Consider the following 21,701-nt stretch of genomic DNA (forward strand, 5'->3'; position numbering starts at 1 on the left):
CTAACCTTTCACTGCGCCGGAAGTGATGCCGGAGATGAAAGGTTTGGTAGCGACGATGAACAGCGCCAGCAAAGGCAGCGAAGAAATGACATAGCCTGCCAGCTTGACGCTAACGCCTTGATCCATGCTGCCGGTAACGGTGCCGAGCGCGAGAATGACCGGCTTCACCTTCTCGCCCGTCGTGGACACGAGCGGCCAAATGTAGTTGTTCCATCCAGCCAAAAAGTTGATGATCGCCACCGCCGATAGGACAGGGAGCGAAAGCGGCATGACGATCCGCCCGAAAATTTGCAGCTCGCCGGCCCCTTCCGTTTCGGCCGCTTCCAGCAGGCTGCGCGGGATGCCTTCGAAGAACGTCCGCATCAAATACGTGGCCATCGAAGCGCCGAACGCCATCGGCGGAAAAATTTGCCCTTGATACGTATTGAGCATGCCGAGCTTCTGTATGAGCAAAAACTGCGGGATGAGGATTAAAAAGCCGGGTACCATCATCAGCGATAAAATGAGCAGGAACAGCACGTTTTTGCCGGGATATCGAAAGCGCATGAACGAATAGCCGGCAAGCGCCGAGATGAAGATGACCCCGGCTGCGATGCATACGGAAATGAAGACCGTATAGGCGATAAAAGGACCGATCTGACGGAATGCTGATGCGTAGTTATCGATGTGCAACGGCAACGTAACCCCCCAGAAATCATGGATCATCTGGTCCGTATATTTGAACGAGCTGACAAGAAGCATGTAAAAAGGAAACAGTGTCAGGCCGAGCAGCAGCGCAAGCACCGCATAATGCGGTACGGCAGTTCTCAGGTTTCTCATCAATATCCCCCTTTCTAATCGATCGTCTCGGTGTTTTTGACAAATTTATTGTTCGCCCAGGTGATGAGCAGCAGGATGAGGAAGAGCACGAATCCGATGGCGGACGCATAGCCCATCCGGCTGTACGAGAAGCCCTGCAAATACAAGTAGAGCGCGGGTGTCATCGTCGATTGTCCGGGCCCCCCGTTGGTCAGCACCAGAATGTTCTCGAAGCTCTGGATTTGCTGGATGATCGTTAGCGTCGCGACAAGCTTGAGCTGGCTTCGCACAAGCGGAAGCTCCAGGCGGACGAACCGCTGCCACACGTTCATGCCGTCCAGCCGGGCGACTTCGAACAGCTCGCTGGAAATCGACATCAGCCCGGCCAAATACAGGAGAAACGTTATGCCGCCGATCCACGGGAAATTGACGAAGATCACCGACCAAAGCGCGGTCTTGCTTTCGCCGAGCCAGGCGTGCGTCCACGATTCGAGGCCGAGCCGCTCCAGCAATTCGTTCAGCACCCCATAGTCCCCGGCAAAAATCCACTGCCAGGTTAAATAAATGACGATGGAGGGAATGACGAGCGGTATGACGAACCACAGTTTAAAAATGTTCTGCAGCCGCTTTCCCCGCACATGAAACACGAGGACCGCCGCGATCAGCGGCACCGTCAGTTGAATGAGGACGCCCGCTCCCGTAAAGATCAGCATATTTTTCAAAGAAACATAAAAAGCTTGGTCCTGAAGCATTTCCTTAAAGTTGCGCAGCCCGACAAACGTCTTGACGTTGGCTCCGTTCCAATCGTAGAACGACATGAACAGCGCGTTGAAGAAAGGAACATACTTAAAGGTGGCAAGCACGGCAAACACCGGAAGCAAAAAAGCGTATCCCTTCCAATGCTTGCTCCAAAATCGCGTTGCAGCCGCAACCATGTTGTTGACCTCCTGTCGTCGAAGCGAAACGTGTTTCTGTAGCGCTAACTTTACGTGAAAACGCTTCATATTTCGAGGTGTCATTCTTCTTTCATGATGGGGGTCAGTTTTTCGCGATGAATCCCAGGTTCCTTCAGCCCGTCTACGGAAGGAATTCCTATGGTATACTAAGAAGTACATGGGACGGAACGATGTTGCGTCATGTCTAGACAACAAACGACACCAAGAGGGGGAACCGGAGGATGAACTTGCTTGTCGTGGACGACCAGCGGCTTTCCCGCGCTGGCTTGATCAAGATGATCGAATGGGAACGGCTCGGCCTGAAGCTTGTCGGGGAATGCTCCGACGGCCGGCAGGCGCTGGAACAGATCGGGGATAAAGAGGCGGATATTATCATTACCGACGTCCGCATGCCCGTCATGGATGGGCTCGAGCTGATCGAGAAAGCGAAGGAGCAGTACGAAGGGCTCGCTTTCATCGTGATCAGCGGCTATGACGATTACGACTACGTGCGCAGGTCGATCCATCTGACCGTGGACGATTATTTGCTGAAGCCGGTCGATCCTCAGGAGCTGAACGCCCTGCTGGCCAAAGTCGCACGTCGTCACTTGGAACGAAAACGCCGGACGGAAGCCGAGCTGACGAAATGGCGGGAGCAATTTTTTTACTTTGTTTTGGAAGGCGCTTACATGCAGGACGAGACACAGCTTCTGGCCGAGTTCGCCGATCTCCGGTTCGCGGATGCGCACGATAGATTCACCGCGGCCGTCTTCGAGAGCGAATGGGATAAGCCGAGCGTCTGCGAGCTGCTCCGGCCGCTTGTGGACCGGTACGGCATTTGTGTGCTTCGAACCCGGGGCGTTTACTTGCTTATCGCGGCGGGCGCTGAAGCGACGGCGGAACGGCTAGCGGAGGATCTCACGCAGGTTCGTCGGCAGGACAGGCACGAGCTGCGGCTAACCGGCATCGGCTCAACCGTGCAAGGCATTGTAAGGCTGCGTGATTCGATCGAACAGGCGTTCGATGCGTTTGCGATCAAAACCAGCTTGCCGGAGCCGGAAAGAGACGAGCCGCTCACCTACGAACAGCTTCAAGCGTCCAGCCCGTTGCTTGTTCCGTTCGACTCCGCCGCCGAGCAGGAATGGACGTTCCACCTGCGCCAAGGAAACCGCGAGGCGGCGCTGCGCAAGCTGGACGAGCTGCTGAGCGTGCCGGCCTTCGCCCATCCCGACATCGTCGACGGCTCGTATCATTATGCGCTGCTGCGCGGCACCCGCGAGCTGTATGAGGCAGGCCGTCTTCACGAGACCGATTTCGTCGAAGCTTGCCGTGTCGCCAAATCGCTCCCGAACCTGATCGGGCAAGAAACGAAGCGGCGGGCCGTGCACGATTTTTTCGGCGCCCGTCTGATGGCCGACTCCGAGACTCAAGCGGTCGAGACGCGGCAAGCGGTCGAGAAGGCGAAGGCTTATATCGACGCCCACTATTGTGAAACGATCGTCTTGTCCGAGCTTGCGCAAAGCAGCTACATGAGTCCGGGCTACTTCAGCGCCCTGTTTCGCCAGCATACGGGGAAAAATTTTCTCGAATACGTCTCCCATCTGCGCATCGAACGCGCCAAAGCGCTTATCGCCGCGGACCCGGGGCAAAAAATAAGCGATGTTGCGCTGAAGTGCGGGTATCAGGATTTGAAATATTTTCGCAAGCTGTTTAAACGGCATACGGGCATGACTCCGCTCAGCTTCAAGGAGGACGCCGCCGGTGCTCGGTAAAATGATCCGAAATGTGCGCGCAAGCATACGCAAGAAGCTGTTCTTCTCTTACTTCGTCGTCGTATCCATCCCGCTCCTCCTGATCGGAAGCATTCTTTACGTCTCGATGCTGTCGATTACCGAGCAGCAGACCTTGGACAACCGCGCAACCCAAATGAAGCTTGTCTCGCAGCAGTTGCAGGCCTACGTCGATCAGTTGGAGCTGTACTCGCGGGTCATTTATACGGGCGAGGTACAACAGTTATTAAACGAAGGACCGCCGGAGGAGCCGATCGCCTTAACCCGCTGGAAAAGCGCATTGTTCGAGCAGTTCGAGCAGTGGTATGGCTATATGAACATCAAGGCCACTATCCAGAACGTGACGATCGTTTTCCCGGACGGGACGATGATTTCCAAAGAGCCCTTATACGGGACCGGCTTATCGTTCCGCAATGCAGCATGGTACCGGGAAGCGGTCGCGCGTCAAGGCGAGGTCGTGATCGCCGGTCCGTTCCTCCGCCCGTTCGCCGACCCCGGAACCGCCCAATCGCCGCATACGTTCTCGCTGGTGCGAAAAATCAACAACACGTTAAGCCCGACAGACCTCGGCGGCATCGTCATCGATATAAACGTGATGGACATCGCACGCCTGCTGTCGACACTTCAACTGAACCAAATTTCGATCCTGAACGCCGAGGGGAAGCTTGTCTACAGCCAGCGGGCGGAAGAGATCGGAGAAGTGTGGCCCTACGACACTCAAATGCCGAACGGAATGTCCGGTTGGCTGCAGATCGACGGCGAGCGGATGCTCGTCAATGCGGGAGAACTGCCCGCTACCGGCTGGAGATTCGTCAGTCTCGACCCGCTCGGCAGCCTCTCCGCTTACGCGGTTACGGTCCGCAATATAACGCTGGGGGTCGGTTTGTTTGCCCTCCTGATCGCGCTCGTGATTTCGACGTTTATTGCCGGACGGATCACGAAGCCGCTGCGCACCCTGCAAGCGAATATGAAGCAGGTGCAGACCGGCCGCTTCGACACCCGGCTTCAAGTCAACCGGTCGGACGAAGTCGGCCAGCTGACGCAAAGCTTCAATCAGATGACCGACCGTATCGAGTCGCTTGTCAACGATGTCTACAAATCGGAAATTATCCGCAAGGAGGCGCAGCTGAAAGCGCTCCATTCGCAGATCAATCCGCATTTTCTATACAATACGCTCGATTCGATGAATGCGCTCGCGATCCTCGAAAACGTGCCCCTGCTCGCCCGTATGTCCAAAATGCTGGCAGATATGTTTCGCTACAGCATTTCCCAGGGAGAACACGTCGTCGCACTCCGCGACGAGCTGAATCAGGTGAAGCGCTACATGGAAATCCAGCAAATCCGCTACGACCACAAGTTCCGCTTGTTCCTGTCGATTCCGGAGAAGCTGCTGGACTATCCCATTCCGAAGCTGGCGCTCCAGCCGATCGTCGAGAACGCGGTTTACCACGGGCTGGAAATGATTCCGGACGAAGGTATCATCGCGATCACTGCTTACGAGACAGCGGATCTTACGATGATCGAAGTATTCGACAACGGCAAAGGCATGACGGAAGCTCAGTTGAACGAAATTTCCGCCCACCTGGCGGCCCCGATCGACTACACCGAGCATCTCGGGCTTGCCAATGTACAGGAGCGGTTGCAGCTCTATTTCGGCGGGGAATACGGCATTTCGATCCACAGCATACCCGAAAAAGGGACCAACGTCGTCTACCGGTTCCCTGCGCACACGATCAACTAATTTTAGGAAAATAATTGGCAGTTCAGAGTTACTGACGTTGTACGGCTTATGTATCGAAGGATCATGATCATAATGCCTAGTACATTATATTGCTTGATTTAAGAACTACATGCTGCTCGCGTAGGTGCTTTGCTCTTGAAGTCGAATAGGCAGGAAGACTTAGATTAGCTTGGAATAATTAAGACCGGCAGCCTTGGATGAGAGAATCAAAGTCCTAGACTGCCGCTGTTTTAATGTTTGCACATTTATCAAATGATGAGCATTACTTAAACATTTTTATAAAATTTTTTTGGTCCTTTGTAAAAACATAACCTCTTCGTTCGTAGAACCGATGTGCATGAATTCGACTCGGGTGGGATAGCAATTTAATTCCGGAAAACCCGTTGGTCTCCGCCCAATCTTCAAGACTCTGGATCAACATACTACCGATACCATTATTTCTATACTTTTTTTTGACTACAAACCCTAAAATATTTACTAAAGATTCAGAAAAAAGTAAATAGTACGGGCTTCCATGAATGTAGCCAATGACCTCGTTGTTTTGTTCACTAACGAGAATGATATCTTTTGTATGGTTCGTGATGAATTCGATCCGTTCTTTTACTTGCTCCTCCGAAAAAGCATAAAAACTGGGATTAAAATCCAGATTCAGCGAATAAATATCGCGATAATCCGTTACACTAACGCTCCTGATGTTTATTCCGTCCATCTTCAGTCTCCTCGTTTCACATGAGTACAGCAAAACTGAAATCCTGAACTTCATTATAAAATATATTCCCCGGAAAAAACACTAAGCTGCGTAACGACCGCTCGCATACACAAGCGGCAGTCGTGGACAAGTAACGTCCGCAACTGCCGCACGTTCATTCAGGTGTCTTTTCCTCGTCCGCCGATTAACGGTACCCGGTGACATCCGCCGGTTTTCCCGCATCCTGCACCTCGACGATATACCTCCAGCAATCCGGCCGTGAACCGTCAAGATCATGGAACCCGTATACTTGCGCAAGCTGGCCGCTTGACAAGGACTGGCCGTTCCACCGGGAAACCTTCGGGTCGGCAGCCAGCGCGGCAATGGCCCGGCCAACAAACCGCGGCGTTTCCGAGATCATGAAATGAGGTTCTTTCGAAGCGGCGTCGCGCCAGTTCTCTTCCTTCACCCCGAAATGCTCCAGCATGATTTCGGAGCGCATCCAACCGGGGGTCACTGCCACCGCCGTACATTGGTGTGGCGCAAGCTCATGGGCCAAAGACCGGGCCATGCGAATGGCGGAAGTTTTGGCCAAATCGTAAAACAGCGAAAGTCGATAATTTTGACGGTTGTATTCCTCCGTACCGTCGGTCATTTCAACGACCAGTCCGTTGCCGGTGCGGATTAATAAGGGCAGCGCAAAATGGCTCGTAATGATATGCGTATCGACCGCCAGTCGCAGCATGCGAAGCCCTCCTTCGAGGGAATGCTTCCAAACGGGCACGTTCCATTGCATCAAGTACTCGGAGCCCCAAATGTCGTTGACCAGGATGTCCAGCCGCCCCTGTTCCTGTTCTATGCGTGAGACCAGATCCCGGACCTGGTCCGGTTCGAGATGGTCCACTTGAACCGCGATCCCTTTGCCGCCCGCGCAAGTGACAAGCTCGGCCGTCTCTTCGATCGTCTCGGGCCGGTCATACTCGGAGCGTTTCGCCCGGGTTGTACGGCCGGTGACATAAACCGTGGCTCCGGACGCTCCCAATTCAATCGCAATGCCTCGGCCCGCGCCGCGCGTAGCGCCGGCAACCAGAGCCACCTTTCCATGCAAAGACTTCATCGATGATTCCTCCTTGGTCGTTGATTCTCTTTCATTTTAAACAACCTACCCAGCCAACCTATGTCATATATAAATCTTTCCCGACATCAATAATTCAAGTACCTGCTAAAAAAAGAAACGACACAAAGCGTCAAGACGTCTCGCATCTTGATGCTTTGTGCCATATATGTCCCCTCTGCTTCAAGCAAAAGCAGCGGGATTATTCAATACGCAGACCGATCGTGCGCTCTCCTAACGAAACGGATTCCATCCCTGTTTCCTTGGCATACTGGACGCCGGACAGCAGCACGTTGTCCTGCAGCACATGATCGAACCGCTCCAGCGCTTCCTTCAACTGCGGATCGACGTCGAGCACGAGCACGACGCGCTTTTCGATCGGCAGCTCCAGCTTTTTGCGGTAATCCTGAACGGCGCGGACGACCTCCCGGACAAGCCCTTCCTGCTCCAACTCCTCCGTGATCGCCGTATTTAAAGCAACGGTAATTCCGTAGCAGGACGCGGAGGCGAAGCCGGCTTTCGCTTGTTTGTCCACGAGCAGCTCGTCAAGCGTAAGATGAAGCGTTTCTCCGTCGACCGCCACATCCAGGAAGCCCGCGGCGACTGCTTGCTTCGCTTCCGCGGCAGACAGCTGCTTCAGGCCGCTTTGTACCGGTCCGACAAATTTGCCGTATTTTTTGCCGGCCACTTTCAGGTTCAGCTTCAAGCTGAAGTCCACGAACCCGCTGTCGCTTTGCTCAATGCGGATGTCTTTGACGTTGATCTCCTCTTTGACGATATCCGCATACCGACTCAGATGGAAGTCCCGGTCCAGCGAAACGATCAGCTCCGCCAGCGGCTGGCGGGTTTTGATCCCGGTTTCGTTCCGGACGCTGCGCGCCAGCTCGACGATTTGCCGTGCGGTTTCCATGTCCCGCTCGAGGGTCGTATCCACCGCGGAATCGCTCGCCTTCGGGTAATCCGCGAGATGAACGCTTCCCTCCCCGCCAAGATTGCCGTAGATGTCTTCGGCGATAAGCGGCGCATAGGGCGCGATCATGGTGGCAAGCGTCAAGAGCACTTCGCGGAGCGTCTGGTACGCGGACACTTTATCCTCGGTCATGCCGCTGGCCCAGAAACGATCGCGGGAGCGGCGGATATACCAGTTGCTCAGCTCGTCGACGAACGCCTCAATCTGCTTCGCCGGATTCAAGAAATCGTTATCGTCCAGCCCCTTCACGACCTGGCGCAAGGTGCTGTTCAGCCTCGATACAATCCAGCGGTCCAGCTCGTTCGCGGAAGCCCGCAGCGGGTGCTCCTCCGGCTTATAGCCGTCGATCGCCGCATACAGCGCATAAAACGCATGCGCGTTATGGAGCGTGTCGATCACCTTCGATTTCGCTTCGGCGACGATTTGCTTGGAGAACCGCTTGCTGTTCCATGGCGCGCTGTCGGCCAGCAGCGCCCACCGGAACGCGTCGGTGCCGAACTCTTCAATGATTTCCCAAGGATCGATGCCGTTGCCCTTGCTCTTGGACATTTTCTGTCCGTTCTCGTCCAGCACGTGCCCGGTCGAAATGACGGCTTTGTAAGGCGACTGACCATTGTACAGCGTCGAGACGGCTAGCAGGCTGAAGAACCAGCCCCGCGTCTGATCGATCCCTTCGCAGATCATATCCGCCGGATACTGCTCGCGGAACAACTGCTCGTCGCCGAACGGATGATGATACTGCGCAAAAGGCATCGAGCCGCTGTCGAACCAGACGTCGATCACTTCCGGGGTTCTCTCCATCGTGCCGCCGCAGGCGCAGCGCAGCTTCACTTCGTCGACATACGGCTTGTGCAGCTCCAGGTTCTCGTCAAGCGGCTGAATCGCCCGTTCCCGCAGCTCTTTCCGGCTTTCCGGCGCATGCTCTTGTCCGCAATCCCCGCATACCCAAACGTTCAGCGGCGTCCCCCAGTAGCGGTTGCGGCTGATGTTCCAATCGACGAGCTCTTCGAGAAACTTGCCGAAGCGGCCTTCGCGGAGGTGGGAAGGATACCAGTTGATCTTGCGGTTGTTCTCGATCAATTGATCCTTGACCGCCGTCGTCCGGATGAACCAGCTTTCCATCGCATAGTACAGCAGCGGCGATTTACAGCGCCAGCAGAACGGGTAGCTGTGCTCGTAACGCTCTTTGGAAAACAGCAGGCCGCGCTCAGACAAGCTTTTCACAATATCGACATCGCAATCTTTGACGAAGCGTCCGGCGAATTCCGTCACCTGCTCGGTGTAACGGCCGGCCAGGTTCACGAGGTTGACGTAATCCAGCTCGTGCTTGCGGGTCGTCCGGTAGTCGTCCTCCCCGTGCGCAGGAGCCGTATGGACGATACCAGTCCCGCTCGTATCGCTCACGTAGTCCGCATCGACGACGATATGCCCTTTGCCCGGACGGACATAGCCGAAAGGCGGCTCGTAAGGGATGCCGACGAACTCCGATCCTTTATGCACAGACACAATTTCGTAGTCCGCCTTGAACACGTTCTCGGCAAGCTTCTCCGCGACGACATACACTTCGCCGTTATACTTGACCTTCGCATAGTCGATGTCTTTGTTCACGGCAAGCGCCACGTTGGACGGCAGCGTCCACGGAGTGGTCGTCCAGGCGAGGAAGATTTCGTTCCCGCGCTTGCTTTTGAATTTTACGGTTGCGCTCAAGTCCTTGACATCCTCATAGCCCTGTGCCACTTCGTGCGAGCTGAGCGTCGTTTGACAGTCCGGACAGTACGGGCTGACCCGGTGTCCTTTATACAGCAGCCCTTTGCCGTGGATTACGGACAAAAGGTGCCAGACGCTCTCGATATATTCGTTGGTCAGCGTCACATACGGATGGTCCATATCCGTCCAATACGCGATCGCTTCGGTCAGCTCCCGCCACTGCTTCTCGTATTCGAATACGCTGCTTTTGCATTTTTCCACAAATTCGGCCACGCCGTACTTCTCGATCTCCTGCTTGCCCGAGATGCCGAGCTGCTTCTCGACGCCCAGCTCGACCGGGAGACCGTGCGTGTCCCAGCCGGCTTTGCGGACGACGCGGTAGCCGGACATCGTTTTGTAACGGCAGATGAAATCTTTCACGACGCGCCCGAGCACATGCCCGATATGCGGCGAGCCGTTGGCTGTCGGGGGCCCTTCATAGAACACGAAATTCGGGCGATCGGCCCGGTTCTCGATCGATTTGCGGTGCGTTTCGTCCCGTCTCCACTGCTCCAGCACGCGAAGCTCGCGGACTCTCGCTTTTTCTTTCACGTCGACTTTTCTCACAGGTCTCATCCTTTCTTCTTAAAAAACAAAAAAATCCCGCCCCGTAAGGGACGAGATTTGTTCTCGCGCTACCACCCTTGTTCCGCAGCAACCATCATGAAACATGATCCCGCGGCACCTCTACGACGTACCATCATACGCGTCCCTTGTAACGGCGGGATCCCGGGGCTGCTTACTGAAGCTTCAGCATTCCTTCTCGGAGAGGATGTTCGGCTAATTCTTGAACGTTGGCTTTCAGCACAGGGCCAACTCTCTGGGGAACAAGGGATTAGCGTACTCGTTCTCGTCAATGAATTTAACAGGGAATTCAATTATTACAGTTGTACACCAGTTTCAACCAAATGTCAACAGTGCTAATCGCGGACAGTACATTCGTCCTGCCCCCGCTACCGCCAATCGGCCAAATGTGCCGTTACCCGCCGAACCGCTTCCTTTTCCTTCTTCAGCACGGCTTCCTGCTCGGCCTTCTCCAGCAGACGTATAATTTCATCGCGATCCGGCTCGCCCTCCGGAACTTCCCCTCTTGCGAACAACTTCCCGAGTGCGGACAGCGCCGTCTGCCGCATGGCCTCATGCCCGTCCAGCCAGCGGCAGACGTCCTCCCAGTTCGGCGCGGAGGCCGCGAACAGCTCGTCCCAGCCTCCGAACGGAAACGCGACGTGAGACTCCGCCCACCGGATGACGTCCCGGCTTCGAAAATACCGCAGCAAGCCATTGGTGCTGTAGCCGTCGATTTTTCCGCTCTGTGCCTCCTGCTCTAGCCGGGCCAACACCCGCTCCAGCCCTTCACGCCCCGGAAGGCAGCATGCCGACAAATACGCTCTGCTATGGTTCGACACTGCAACCGGAGGCTGGTCCGACCAGAGCGAACGCACCCAATCCGCCGCCGCTTCGCCGACGGTTTCCCCTATGTACCCGAACAGCCGATCCCGGTTGCCCCAGTACGTCTCCCGCTCAAGTCTGGACAGCCATGCCTCCAGCACAGCGGCAGGCTCATAGCGCGCAAGAGCTTCACGCACCCCCGCATCCTCCGCTTCGTGGAACGTAATATAGTCGATAAGCGACGGCAGCTTCTTCGCCGCCTCTTCCAGCGTAAGTGTCAAATAGCGGTCCAGCCAAGCTTTCCATGCCTTCGCGTTCGCTCCGTCGACCTCCAGACCGTCCGGACCGCAGAAGGGCTCATACGCGCTATCCTCGGCGCCGACCAAAGCCAGCTCCGTTACCCGCTCCACAAATTCGGTGAACGATGGGGCCAGCAGCAGAAACTCGCCCGTCTCATGTCCCCAACTGACGACAGGCGGATCGTCCGGATGGCCTTCGAGATCGAGCAGCACATAGTCCCCGTTACCGGCTACATGAAAAGCAAGATATCGCTTCTCCTCCTCCAGCTCATCGTCGCCGAAATACGGCCATTCGAACGCATCGAGACTCCACGCCAGCTCTCCGGACGATTCAAAGGGGGCTAGCGTCTCTTTATCAAAATGCCAGTAAATCGTAACTTTTCCGGCTCCTTCGGCAACGATTCGGCGCACGGTCGGCGGCAACCCGATTCCGAGGCGCGCCTCCGTTTCCCTCACGCGTTCCTCATCCGCTTCCGACTCGATGACCCATTCGCGCACCGTTGCGCCCTGCGCTTCAAGGCGCTTCAGCAGCGTGTCCCAGCGATCGATCCATCCTTTTACTCTCTCCCTCATGCTTCCGTCTTCTCCTTTAGGTAGCCTTCAACTGCGGAAATCTTTCCAGCGTATAACGGATTAACGCGATGTACTGCCGCTCGTACTCATCCTCGATCCTCTCGCGCTCCAGCCAGTAGTCTCCGTCCGCAAGATCGTATATTTCGTAAGCCGTCGCTTCCCCGCACTCCGGGTGCCGCACAAGCGCCTCGATCGGCCCCAAATCGTCGTCCCAGTTAAATCCCAGCACAAAAGCGTGCAGAAGCTCCGGCGTGTTCAACAGGTGCAGCCGGGCCATGCGCTCCTCGTTCTCCGAATAGAGCAGAGAATCGACCAGCTCGCTTTCCGCCTCCGTCAGCGTTAACCGGAAGGCCCCTTTCGCGCCAAGCAGCAGATCGGCAATTTCCGTATGATGTCTCGCCTTAAACCAAGGCGTATGCGTAATGCCCTTCGGATGGTCCAGTTCGATGCCATGCGCGATCAGCAGTACCACCGCCTGCTTATTGCCGAATTTGATCGCTTTTTCCAGTACCGTTAAGCCGAGCTTGTCTTCCAGCTGCGGATCGGCTCCCTTGGCGAGCAAAAAAGCAAACATCTCCATCGGCGCTTTTTGCGTAATGATATAATGCAGCGGAGTGCGGCCGAACTTGTCCTGCCCGTTCACATCGTCTGCTGACGCTGCGGCTTCGAGCGCCGCCATCGACCGGTTTTTGATCGCTTCAAACAATAGCATGTATCCCCCTCCTAGAACCGGTTCGTCTTTCAGGTATTTTTCGAAATAGCTTTTCATCACCGGGCGAACCCTGCGGGAGCATCCCACTCCATCGCATGCTTGTGCAGCGCAGCCATGAGCTGCGCCAGGCTTCGAGTTTCCCCGGGTGTCGGCTCCCTGTCCAGCAGCTCGCCATTCACCCACCGATGCAGCGTGACGACGATACTTTCCCGGGATGCGTTGATGGCTAGCTCTGCGGTCAGCCCGTTGTCGCGGTTTCTTACCGGAGAAGGTACCGTCAAGGTCGTATCCGCGGCTAGCGCTTCGAGCCACAGCAGCTCCGATTCGACAGCCTTTTGGGAATGGCTTCCCTTTGTAGCATAATGCAGCTTCATCAGATAGTTCAAGCTTTCCTGCTTCGTCTTCACCTGAAAGGTCACATTATCGCTCTTCCCCAAGTAAACAAGCCGCTCCCTATGAACCGGGAATTGCTTTAAAGCTTCCCTCGCGATGCTTTCGTCGTCCCAATTGGCACCCATAACGTTCCCCCCGATAGCTTCCGCCGATCCATCTACTTTACCATACGTTTCCTGTTTTGAAGAGGGAAAAAAATAATACAAAAAAGAGGAGGCAGGCTCCTGAACGAAACCGCACGCTCCTCTATGGACTGACTTGATTGACCTACTCTTCTTTGACCGCTGCCGCTTCGGCTGCCGTCGGCACAGCGGCCAGCTCGAACGTCTGATTGCCGTTCACTTCGACGTTCTGAACTGTTCCGTTCGTATTCACCCAGCCTCTCGCAAGCAGCGAGGCTTTGCCTGAGTTGACGAAGATTCTCCCCAGATACGCGCGCTCGTTGCACTTGAGATGGTTACCAAAGTTGATATGGTACAGCCCGGTAGCATAGCCCTTCAGCGTAAAAGGCTTGCCGGGGACGATCGTGGAGCCGATCTCCTGGTAGGACGTGCCTTCCGTCGTAAGCTTGGTGCCGTCCTGTTGATAAAAGGACACCGTAATATCGGCAGGCGTGCTGCCGGCATTGGATAATTGGAACGAAAAATCCAGAGACTTATCCGCACTGCAATAATTGTTCGTCGGAATTTGGAAGGCGATTTCTTCAGGCAGCGGCTGCTGCTGTCCCGCCGCACGGGACGGTCCTTCCGCAATAGCGGGAGCCATGATCATCAGACTTAGCGCCATCGTAGGCAGTAATACTTTTTTGAGCTTGCTTTTCATTTCCCGTACCCCTTTTGTCAAGTCATTCCTCTATACTGTAATGGAGCCCGCTCCGATTGTCCAGAGGGATTCCTTCCAGCATATGGGCAGCAAAAAAAGCCTCCGGCGCCCCATAACGGGCTTAAGCCGAAGGCTTCGTTTCCGAATCGATAGAACGGACGGGAGCGGGCCCGTCACGCTTGCGCTTGCTGCTGATACGGCCCTTTGACCGTCTTCACTTCGTAGTTTCCGTGGCTCGAGCTAAGGATATGCTCCGGCTTCGGCTTGCCTCTTGCCTGCCTGTGCCCTTCGAGATGGACCTCGCTGGTCTCCCATTTCTTCCACGCTTCCTCGGACTCCCAGCGAATCATCACAATGACCTCTTCGTCGCCTTTTCTCGCCTTCTTCACAAGTACGCTTAAATCGATAAAGCCTTCGGATTTTTCAATGGCGCCCTCTCCGCTGAAGCGCTGAACGACCAGATCCGAGGTTCCTTCTTTGACGATAATCGTTTTCATTTCAATAAACATTGAATCACTCCCCTAGATAAACTTACCACTTTATAATATTGATAAAGATTATCATTGTCAATTAACCGGTCGTTTTCCGGTATCGGTCGATAGCCGCAACAAGCATCCACAGCACAAATGGAAACACAACGGCAAAGCCTGCTCCGAATTTGCCCATCCAATCGATCATTTTGTCGTTGTCGCGAAACGTCGGCTGATAAAACCAATAAGAAACAACGAGCAGCAGCAAAAACACGAACAGATGCGGCCGATGGTCCGGCTTACCCAGCATCCAGCTCGTGGAGTATACGCTGCAGTACGTAAAAGGAACCCACGTCAGAGCGATAGTTAAAAGATAAAAGGCGAGGAACACGATTTCAAAGCGTTCGACGAAAGGAAATTCGACCACTTTCAGCAAGCTGATCACCGGTTCGTTGTATTGCAAGATCTCGTCCGGGCTGTAGAACACCAGGCAAATAAAATCCAGCAGCAAGTAGACAAGCAGGGCCATCGTATTAGCGGCAATCACCCCAAGGGCCGCCCGTTCTTTCTTTTGCAGAAACGGATACAGCACAAACGTCATTTCGAAGCCCAGGAACGTGAACACCATCTCCGGGGTCGCCGACAGCACCGGTCCCCACCCTTCCTTTAGCACGGGAAGCAGATGAAGCCATTCGGCGTCATAAAGCACGTCGATAAAAATCAAAGGCATCCAGCAGCATATCATGACAACGAACTCCGCAAATCTGCCATGGACCCGGACGCCGCTGCGGGCAATGATCCAGAATGGAATGATCAGCATGATGACGAGCATGATCTCCGGCGTTTGCGGCAGCAGCCATGCTTTGACGAAGATCACCGTCCGGGAGAAAACGACGTATGAAAAATAAGCAAAATAGAGAGCGACGACGATCGCGCCGGCAATTCCCACCCATTTGCCCCCATAGTTCGTCAGCAGATCAAGCAGCGTGCCGTCCGGGTAACGCTTCATGGCTTGGATGATAAACAAGCTCGCAGCCGTAATCAGAACCCAGCCCAAGATGACCGATATCCAGTTATCCGTCCCCGCATACCGGGCCACATTCGAAGGAAACGGGAGGACGCCGATGCCAATTTCCGAGGTGAAAATGAGAAAAATATATTGCCAAAGCGTAATTTCGTTAAAAGCGTACTTTTTCATCCGCAAAGCCTCCGGGTTGGACGATCCCGATTAACATGCCCAATTAAAGGAAATATATGTACTCCCGCTCCAGCATGGACATGACGATCAGCGATTCGTACCGACCGTTCGTCCGGATGCATTCCCGCAGCATTCCTTCCGTCTTAAAGCCCGACGATTCGTAAAGATGCTTAGCTCTTGCGTTATGCTCCTTGACATCCAGCCACAAGCGGTGAGCCTTCAAGTCCTTGAACGCGTAGTTCTGAACGAACCGGATCGACGCTTTGCCGTACCCCCGCCCTTGATCGGCAATGGTGATACGGACCAGTTCGATGCAGCGGTTCGGGCTCGTCAATCCGGCGAGAATAAGGTAGCCGACAGGCCTGCCGTCCGGCGTTTCGATGAGGAGATGCAGCTTGTCGCTGCCGTATATGGCTTCCCGGTGCTGATCCGGGGTCCACGAAATGATAAATGGCGCATGATCGGGATGCCGCTCCGTCGTTAATACGAAATCCAAATCCTCCTCAGCGGTCCTGCGAAATTGAAGCAAATCGAAGCTTACCGGTACGTTCGAGAGCATAAGCAGCCACCTTCCTTGGTATTCTGCTCCCATTATAACGAATCGTCCACGCTTCACCTACCATTTTTTGCATGTCGTTTCGTCCTTCGGCCCCGAACTGTCGCAACGATCAGCAAAACCGCCGGCCACAAGGCAAACGTCAGCGAAAATAACGGCCACACCTTAAAATCCCATGCCTGCTCGTAGCCCACATTCGGATAAATGAGCAGTGCAAAAGGCACCAGGCATAGGCCTGCCGACAAATTGAGCGAGCGGTATTCGTCCACCCGAATCATGTGCGCCAAACCTGATACAGCAGCGTAATAGCAGAGTACCACTTGATAAAATATAGCGAGCAGCCACAACAAGACAAGCAGCGCTTCGATGCGTTCGAAGAAATGGCCGATGTTGATTTTCATCGTCAGGCTATAGGTAGGATACAACTCGATGGACGTCCGGTCAGGTCCAAGCACCATAACCGTCAACGCAGTTACGGCCGTCAAAATCGCGCCCGAACTTAGAACGGCGGTATAAAGCGCTTTACCGCACGCTTCGGGACGGCTCACGTGCTTCGGATAAATCATCAGCAATGATATCCACGGGAAATAGGCGAAACTTGCAAACGTAAGCGATGCCCGCGCAAGCGGCCCGGGTCCCGATTCCAGAACCGGCATCAAGTTCGCGGTCCGGGCTTCCGGCAGCAGCGATAACATGACGACGACAAGCCCGGACATAAAGATCATGAAAGACGTCTCCGCGGAGCGGGCCAATGCCCCAAGCCCCAGATGCGTCCCGTACAGCATGACGGCAACATAGAGGATCATCAGGACCGGCCGGGGGGTTTCGGTGAATAGATAGGTCGTCAAGAAGTTGCCGACATACCAGGTTAAAGCAGCTGCGGAGTAAAAGTTGAAAAAGAAGTAGGCGAGCATAAAGACGCGGCCTGCCGTTCTTCCAAGCAGATGCGTGCTAAGCTCCGTCAAGGTCTTGTCCGGGAACCGTCCCGCCAAGGCAGTATACAGCCAGACGAGCACCAACCCTCCCAAGGTGCCCAAAGCGGCGCCTAGCCAAGCATCCTGCTCCAGCTCATCGGCCATTCCCGATGAAATGACGAGCAGCGTGGAGCCAAGCGAGAACATGATCGTCAGGACCGTAAATTGATATACCGATAGTTTCCGTTGACCGCCCATTCCTTCACCTCATCTCTTCCCGGGCGACCTGTGCAGCCAAGCCGCTCCGAGCATGAGCAAAGGGAGAAACAACCCGAAGGTGAGCGTGTAAGGAGTCCAGAACTTCGTGGCAAAATGGTCAAAATACGGCCGGTTCGGAACGAACACCAGAGCCAGCGCATAGCAAATCATGGCGAGCGGCAGCGTGACCGGACGGTATCTCGGCAGCTTCACGATCTGCGCTATCCCATGGGAAGCGGCATAGTAGCAGACGGATATTTTTACAAAAACGGTGATAAACCAAAGAAACGCCATAATGGCTTCGATCCGTTCCAAAAACTTGCCGACGGCAACCTTCTGCGCCAGCACATAGCTCGGATAGGCCAGCAAAGCGGTCATATCGCTGCCCATCACCATAATGGAAACCGTGGAAAACACGGTAAGGATGATCGTGCCGACAGCCAAGCCCGTCGCATAAGCTTTCGCCCCCTTGCCCGGGTTACGGACAAAAGGAAACAGCATGAGCAGAATGACGCTTTCCTCCAAATTTCCAAAAAATCTTAAATTCCCTTGGATAATCGGTTTCATCCCTTCGCTCAACACCGGCTGGGCATTCTCCGGCCTGATCTGCGGGGAAATAAACAAGACCAGCATCAGGTAAAGCAGCACAAACGAAGGGAACACCAATTCGGAAGAGCGAGCCAGCGTAACCGCCCCCTGCCGTACACCGAGGACGATGACGCCGGTGAACAGCAGAATGACAACCTCGATCGGGGTCTCCGGCATCATCTGCGTCGTGATGAAGTCCCCGATTTCATACAGCATGATGGAAATATCGACCAGAATAAAACTGACGAAGAAGCAGGCCGCGATCGTTCCCGCCCATCGGCCCAGAACGGAGCGGCATAGATCGATTAACGTCGCCGGAAAGTGGCGTTTGGCCAGCGTCGTGTACAGCCAAGCGATCGCTAAGCCCTCGACGCATCCGAAAGCGGCGGCCAGCCAGGCATCCTGTTTGGCGGAGGAAGCCAGCCACGAAGGCACGTACAACAACGCATCCCCGACAACAAATAAAATCACAAGCAGCGTAAATTGATGGGTATCGATCTTGTCGTTATCGAACATACGGTTCCACCTGCCATTTCCTCGACAGACGATTTGGGCTTAAGCCGAGCTTCCGTATATCAGGTTGCTCAGCGGCTTATACAACGCGGAGATCCAGTCCAGCGGATTGGGGATGTTGAGCTGCAGCGCTTCCGCCACACCGAGGCTTGTTCCGACGATACACAGCAGGAAGAATGTCCACAGCTCTCTTTTCAGCTTCCTCTCCATCAAGGAACGCCATTCGACGGCAACAATCGCAGCTGCCGCCAATAAAACGATCAGCACCTTCCACATGACAAACGTCCCTCCTTATTTCATTTTGTCGATGAACGATTGTCCCACCTTGCCCGTTCTGCGCAGCTTGACGTCGATTCGGGTGTCTACTTTGACGCTCATGAAATACCGGTCCCAATCGTCCTTCAAGCGATTCCAGTTCCGGGGATCGTACCGGTGAATCGCCTCGCCGAATCCGAAGATGTCGGAGCGGCTGCTTTGCCGAGCCTTGCGAACCGCTTGACGGATGTAGCCGTCAATTACCCGCTCCGCCCTGCGTTCGAACGCATAGATCGTCTCCGGCTTGGACAAGTCTTCCCTGCACGAGATTTCCCCGATATTGCCTTCTGCCTCGACTTCGACGGTAATCACCGGTTCACCTTGGGGCGCGCTGCCTTTTAAGTTCGTATGGCTTCGAAGAATTTCAACCGTCGATCTTCCTCCCGAATCGCACGGGACATCCGTCACCGTAGCGTTGACACGATTGGTAATATAACTGAAGCCCCGGCTTTCATCCTCATTCAGCCAGCCGACCAGCTTGTCGTTTTTGAACACCCCAATGTTGGAAAACCGGAAATAGCTTGGAGGGTTGACGCTTTTTAAATTCGCATCCGTCTGGCCAGTGCGAAGATCCCCGTTCAATTGCAAGCCGGTCATCACTCCCTCCTTGCCTACTTTCATCAGATCCGTAATAAACTCGTCCAACGTAATGGCAATGGTGGGAGACCAGTTTTTTTCGGAGATTTCCAAACTTTTCAGCAAGGCGGTGGCAGGCGACTGCTCGATCGGTACGATCTGGCTCATAACTTCCCTGGCTTCGACGCCTTTGGTCACGATAAGGAAAAAATCCGGCCGAATTTCATGGTCGCGCACAAACAGATCCAGGATGTCCCGCAGCCCTTCTCGCGCTAGCGTTTCGCTAAATACAAGGACCCGGATATGAGAAAAATACAGCTTGCGGGGAAGCTTGGTCGTCAAGCGGCGAAAGCCTTCATAGACCGAATCCGCCTTTATATACTGCGTCGTCACCGGCAGACTCGAGCCGCCCCCGCCTCCCGGAGCTTCGCTCCCCGCTTGCCCCATGTTGAGCACTTGGAGCGACAGCAAGTATTGGTTATCGAGCTTGTCGATGCCAATGCCTGTGACGATCGCCAGCTCGTTCAGCTCGCGGCGGCTCCAGCAGCCCGTGGTCAGGACGAGCAGCAGGCATAAAACGCAAACCACCGACACGCTACGCTTCATGGGTTACCTCTCCCGCCCTCCCGCTGATGATGCGCATCCGGCTCAGACGGGACTGTATTTTGCCGAACCGGGTTCGGACTCTGCATCAGGACCGGCCGTCTTCGCATTGCGGACAACGGGAACCGGAATATGGCGTCTTTCTGATCGCTTGGATAGTACGGGGCAAAAGGCGCCATATAAGGAACTCCGAACGAATGCAAGCTGCACAAATGCAGGTTAAGCACAATCAGTCCGATAAACACGCCGAAAAGGCCGAAGAATGCGGACAACCCCATCAAGGCGAAGCGTAATATCCGGATCGGAATGGACATCGCGAATGAAGGAAAGGCAAAGCTGGCAATGGCCGTAATCGATACGACGATGACCATAGCCGGGGATACCAGACCGGCCCTGACCGACGCTTCCCCCAGCACTAGCGCCCCTACGATGGAAATCGCGGGGCCGATCGCTCTGGGCATCCGAATGCCCGCCTCACGGAGAAGCTCGAACGTAAACTCCATCAGGAAAGCTTCGATAGCCGCCGGAAACGGCACCCTTTCCCGCTGTGTCGCGATACTGGTCATCAGCGTGGTCGGCAGCATCTCTTGATGAAAGGTGGTGACGGAAATAAATAAAGCGGGAGCGAGCAGCGCAATCATCAGGGAAATGTATCGGAGAATGCGAATAATCCCGTAATCCGACCGGTGATAGTAATCTTCGGGAGACTGAAAAAATTGGGCGAATACGACCGGCACGACCAGAACAAACGGCGTCCCGTCCACAACGATCGCCACCCGGCCCTCCAAAAGATTCGCTGCGACCGAGTCGGGGCGTTCCGTATTATACATTGTCGGAAACGGGGTAATCGTTTTCTCTTGAATTAGCTCCTCGATATTGCCGCTCTCAAAAATACCGTCGATATCAATGCGGTCCAGCCTGCTGCGCACTTCCTCAACCGTGCTGTCGTTGGCAATACCCTTGATGTACATCAAAGCGACTTTCGTCTTCGTCACCCGGCCGATCGACCGGGATTCCAGCCACAGCCTCGGGTCTTTGATTTTGCGCCGGATTAAAGCAGTGTTGGTAGCCAGACATTCCGAGAACGATTCCCGGGGCCCGCGTACAACGGATTGTACGGAAGCCTCCTGGACGCCGCGGTCTTCCCAGCCCTTCGTATCTGCGGACAGCCCTTTGGCGAATCCGTCGATCAGAATGATCATATTGCCGGACAGCAGGTTGTCGAACAGCGCGTTAAAATTGTCGATTTCCGCTACCGAACTGAGCGTTAAAGTAAAATCTTCAAGCATTTGCAGCGGAGTCCATGGGCTCTCCGCCCCGTTTAAATCCCGGAATAGCGCCGGATTGCGGGCATGCAGCAAGAACGACTCCAAGAACCGGGTAATGATTTCTTTGTCCGTCAGCCCGTCGGTATGAATGATCGCCGCCTTCGTCGTGCCTGAAGCTCCGATGCGAATCGTCCGTATGATCAGATCCGGGCTGTTTCCCGTCGTCGTCCGAATATGCTCTAAATTAAGCTCCATGTCCGGGCTTAAGGGTGTGGCTTCTTGCGGAGGCAAGTCGGCCCGATTGGCCTCCCATTTTCCCGCAGCGCTGCGTCCGGACCTTCCGGCTCTGGTTAATTTGAAGAAACGCATCTTCCGTCACCTGCATTTTGTATGTGACTCTGGTTCTACTGATACATTGCTCAAATTTGGTAAAATCTATTCATTTGTCCGATACAATCGAACAACCGTTCTC

General features: G+C 54.7%; 19 protein-coding genes and 1 other annotated feature. Of the genes, 2 read left to right on the forward strand and 17 right to left on the reverse strand.

Annotation, left to right across the window (positions count from 1 at the left end; translation table 11 throughout):
• Together ET33_RS02300 and ET33_RS02305 are read right to left on the reverse strand one after the other, a co-directional pair.
• A complete protein-coding gene (locus ET33_RS02300; RefSeq protein WP_036675817.1) occupies nucleotides 1-819 on the reverse strand; it encodes a carbohydrate ABC transporter permease in 819 nt (272 codons plus the stop codon).
• Nucleotides 820-833: 14 nt separating this feature from the next.
• Nucleotides 834-1,733 (reverse strand): carbohydrate ABC transporter permease, encoded by a 900-nt coding sequence (locus ET33_RS02305; RefSeq protein ID WP_051775053.1) that lies wholly within the window; start codon nucleotides 1,731-1,733, stop codon nucleotides 834-836.
• Nucleotides 1,734-1,975: 242 nt separating this feature from the next.
• Between ET33_RS02305 and ET33_RS02310 the strand changes: the two genes are divergently transcribed.
• Together ET33_RS02310 and ET33_RS02315 are read left to right on the forward strand one after the other, a co-directional pair.
• The gene (locus tag ET33_RS02310; protein ID WP_036675819.1) at nucleotides 1,976-3,505 is read left to right on the forward strand and encodes a response regulator; all 1,530 of its coding nucleotides are present in this window, start codon (nucleotides 1,976-1,978) and stop codon (nucleotides 3,503-3,505) included.
• On the forward strand, nucleotides 3,495-5,264 hold the full coding sequence (locus tag ET33_RS02315) for a cache domain-containing sensor histidine kinase (protein WP_036675822.1): 1,770 nt from the start codon (nucleotides 3,495-3,497) through the stop codon (nucleotides 5,262-5,264). The genes ET33_RS02310 and ET33_RS02315 overlap by 11 nt, the downstream gene beginning before the upstream one ends.
• Nucleotides 5,265-5,526: 262 nt before the next feature.
• Here the strand turns inward: ET33_RS02315 and ET33_RS02320 are convergent, their stop codons facing one another.
• From ET33_RS02320 to ET33_RS02390, 15 genes are all read right to left on the reverse strand, one after another.
• Nucleotides 5,527-5,973, reverse strand: coding sequence for a GNAT family N-acetyltransferase (locus ET33_RS02320; protein WP_036675825.1), 447 nt, complete (start codon nucleotides 5,971-5,973; stop codon nucleotides 5,527-5,529).
• Nucleotides 5,974-6,157: 184 nt separating this feature from the next.
• Complete coding sequence (locus tag ET33_RS02325; protein ID WP_036675828.1) at nucleotides 6,158-7,069, reverse strand: SDR family oxidoreductase; 912 nt, start codon at nucleotides 7,067-7,069, stop codon at nucleotides 6,158-6,160.
• A 199-nt stretch (nucleotides 7,070-7,268) separates the two neighbouring features.
• Nucleotides 7,269-10,349, reverse strand: coding sequence for an isoleucine--tRNA ligase (gene ileS, locus ET33_RS02330; RefSeq protein ID WP_036675830.1), 3,081 nt, complete (start codon nucleotides 10,347-10,349; stop codon nucleotides 7,269-7,271).
• A gap of 43 nt (nucleotides 10,350-10,392) precedes the next feature.
• Nucleotides 10,393-10,648 (reverse strand) — a binding site (T-box leader).
• A gap of 87 nt (nucleotides 10,649-10,735) precedes the next feature.
• Nucleotides 10,736-12,043, reverse strand: a complete 1,308-nt coding sequence (locus ET33_RS02335) for an SMI1/KNR4 family protein (RefSeq protein WP_036675833.1) — start codon at nucleotides 12,041-12,043, stop codon at nucleotides 10,736-10,738.
• Nucleotides 12,044-12,059: 16 nt separating this feature from the next.
• A complete protein-coding gene (locus ET33_RS02340) occupies nucleotides 12,060-12,755 on the reverse strand; it encodes a DUF4274 domain-containing protein (RefSeq protein WP_036676030.1) in 696 nt (231 codons plus the stop codon).
• A 56-nt stretch (nucleotides 12,756-12,811) separates the two neighbouring features.
• A complete protein-coding gene (locus ET33_RS02345; protein WP_036676032.1) occupies nucleotides 12,812-13,273 on the reverse strand; it encodes a phosphotransferase in 462 nt (153 codons plus the stop codon).
• A 142-nt stretch (nucleotides 13,274-13,415) separates the two neighbouring features.
• Entirely contained in the window at nucleotides 13,416-13,970 is a 555-nt protein-coding gene (locus tag ET33_RS02350; RefSeq protein ID WP_036675835.1) for a hypothetical protein, read from the reverse strand.
• A gap of 173 nt (nucleotides 13,971-14,143) precedes the next feature.
• Complete coding sequence (locus tag ET33_RS02355; protein WP_036675838.1) at nucleotides 14,144-14,479, reverse strand: antibiotic biosynthesis monooxygenase family protein; 336 nt, start codon at nucleotides 14,477-14,479, stop codon at nucleotides 14,144-14,146.
• A gap of 61 nt (nucleotides 14,480-14,540) precedes the next feature.
• Nucleotides 14,541-15,638, reverse strand: coding sequence for a GerAB/ArcD/ProY family transporter (locus ET33_RS02360; RefSeq protein WP_036675841.1), 1,098 nt, complete (start codon nucleotides 15,636-15,638; stop codon nucleotides 14,541-14,543).
• A gap of 43 nt (nucleotides 15,639-15,681) precedes the next feature.
• A complete protein-coding gene (locus ET33_RS02365) occupies nucleotides 15,682-16,197 on the reverse strand; it encodes a GNAT family N-acetyltransferase (protein WP_036675843.1) in 516 nt (171 codons plus the stop codon).
• Between the two features lie 53 nt (nucleotides 16,198-16,250).
• Nucleotides 16,251-17,366 carry a GerAB/ArcD/ProY family transporter gene (locus tag ET33_RS02370; RefSeq protein WP_036675846.1) on the reverse strand — a complete coding sequence of 372 codons (1,116 nt, stop codon included), beginning with the start codon at nucleotides 17,364-17,366 and terminating at the stop codon, nucleotides 16,251-16,253.
• A 9-nt stretch (nucleotides 17,367-17,375) separates the two neighbouring features.
• Complete coding sequence (locus ET33_RS02375) at nucleotides 17,376-18,470, reverse strand: GerAB/ArcD/ProY family transporter (RefSeq protein ID WP_036675849.1); 1,095 nt, start codon at nucleotides 18,468-18,470, stop codon at nucleotides 17,376-17,378.
• 39 nt (nucleotides 18,471-18,509) lie between these two features.
• Nucleotides 18,510-18,743, reverse strand: a complete 234-nt coding sequence (locus ET33_RS02380; protein ID WP_036675852.1) for a hypothetical protein — start codon at nucleotides 18,741-18,743, stop codon at nucleotides 18,510-18,512.
• 15 nt (nucleotides 18,744-18,758) lie between these two features.
• Complete coding sequence (locus tag ET33_RS02385) at nucleotides 18,759-19,964, reverse strand: Ger(x)C family spore germination protein (RefSeq protein WP_036675854.1); 1,206 nt, start codon at nucleotides 19,962-19,964, stop codon at nucleotides 18,759-18,761.
• Entirely contained in the window at nucleotides 19,961-21,598 is a 1,638-nt protein-coding gene (locus ET33_RS02390; RefSeq protein WP_036675857.1) for a spore germination protein, read from the reverse strand. The genes ET33_RS02385 and ET33_RS02390 overlap by 4 nt, the downstream gene beginning before the upstream one ends.
• Nucleotides 21,599-21,701 lie beyond the last annotated feature (103 nt).

Origin of the sequence: Paenibacillus tyrphae, from assembly GCF_000722545.1 — a bacterium.
Lineage (GTDB): Bacteria > Bacillota > Bacilli > Paenibacillales > NBRC-103111 > Paenibacillus_G > Paenibacillus_G tyrfis.

Coding starts and splice junctions, on each gene's coding strand:
- ET33_RS02300 (WP_036675817.1), bottom strand. CDS start 819: ATGAGAAACCTGAGAACTGCCGTACCGCATTATGCGGTGCTTGCGCTG.
- ET33_RS02305 (WP_051775053.1), bottom strand. CDS start 1,733: ATGGTTGCGGCTGCAACGCGATTTTGGAGCAAGCATTGGAAGGGATAC.
- ET33_RS02310 (WP_036675819.1), top strand. CDS start 1,976: ATGAACTTGCTTGTCGTGGACGACCAGCGGCTTTCCCGCGCTGGCTTG.
- ET33_RS02320 (WP_036675825.1), bottom strand. CDS start 5,973: ATGGACGGAATAAACATCAGGAGCGTTAGTGTAACGGATTATCGCGAT.
- ET33_RS02325 (WP_036675828.1), bottom strand. CDS start 7,069: ATGAAGTCTTTGCATGGAAAGGTGGCTCTGGTTGCCGGCGCTACGCGC.
- ET33_RS02335 (WP_036675833.1), bottom strand. CDS start 12,043: ATGAGGGAGAGAGTAAAAGGATGGATCGATCGCTGGGACACGCTGCTG.
- ET33_RS02340 (WP_036676030.1), bottom strand. CDS start 12,755: ATGCTATTGTTTGAAGCGATCAAAAACCGGTCGATGGCGGCGCTCGAA.
- ET33_RS02345 (WP_036676032.1), bottom strand. CDS start 13,273: ATGGGTGCCAATTGGGACGACGAAAGCATCGCGAGGGAAGCTTTAAAG.
- ET33_RS02350 (WP_036675835.1), bottom strand. CDS start 13,970: ATGAAAAGCAAGCTCAAAAAAGTATTACTGCCTACGATGGCGCTAAGT.
- ET33_RS02355 (WP_036675838.1), bottom strand. CDS start 14,479: ATGTTTATTGAAATGAAAACGATTATCGTCAAAGAAGGAACCTCGGAT.
- ET33_RS02360 (WP_036675841.1), bottom strand. CDS start 15,638: ATGAAAAAGTACGCTTTTAACGAAATTACGCTTTGGCAATATATTTTT.
- ET33_RS02365 (WP_036675843.1), bottom strand. CDS start 16,197: ATGCTCTCGAACGTACCGGTAAGCTTCGATTTGCTTCAATTTCGCAGG.
- ET33_RS02370 (WP_036675846.1), bottom strand. CDS start 17,366: ATGGGCGGTCAACGGAAACTATCGGTATATCAATTTACGGTCCTGACG.
- ET33_RS02375 (WP_036675849.1), bottom strand. CDS start 18,470: ATGTTCGATAACGACAAGATCGATACCCATCAATTTACGCTGCTTGTG.
- ET33_RS02380 (WP_036675852.1), bottom strand. CDS start 18,743: ATGTGGAAGGTGCTGATCGTTTTATTGGCGGCAGCTGCGATTGTTGCC.
- ET33_RS02385 (WP_036675854.1), bottom strand. CDS start 19,964: ATGAAGCGTAGCGTGTCGGTGGTTTGCGTTTTATGCCTGCTGCTCGTC.
- ET33_RS02390 (WP_036675857.1), bottom strand. CDS start 21,598: ATGCGTTTCTTCAAATTAACCAGAGCCGGAAGGTCCGGACGCAGCGCT.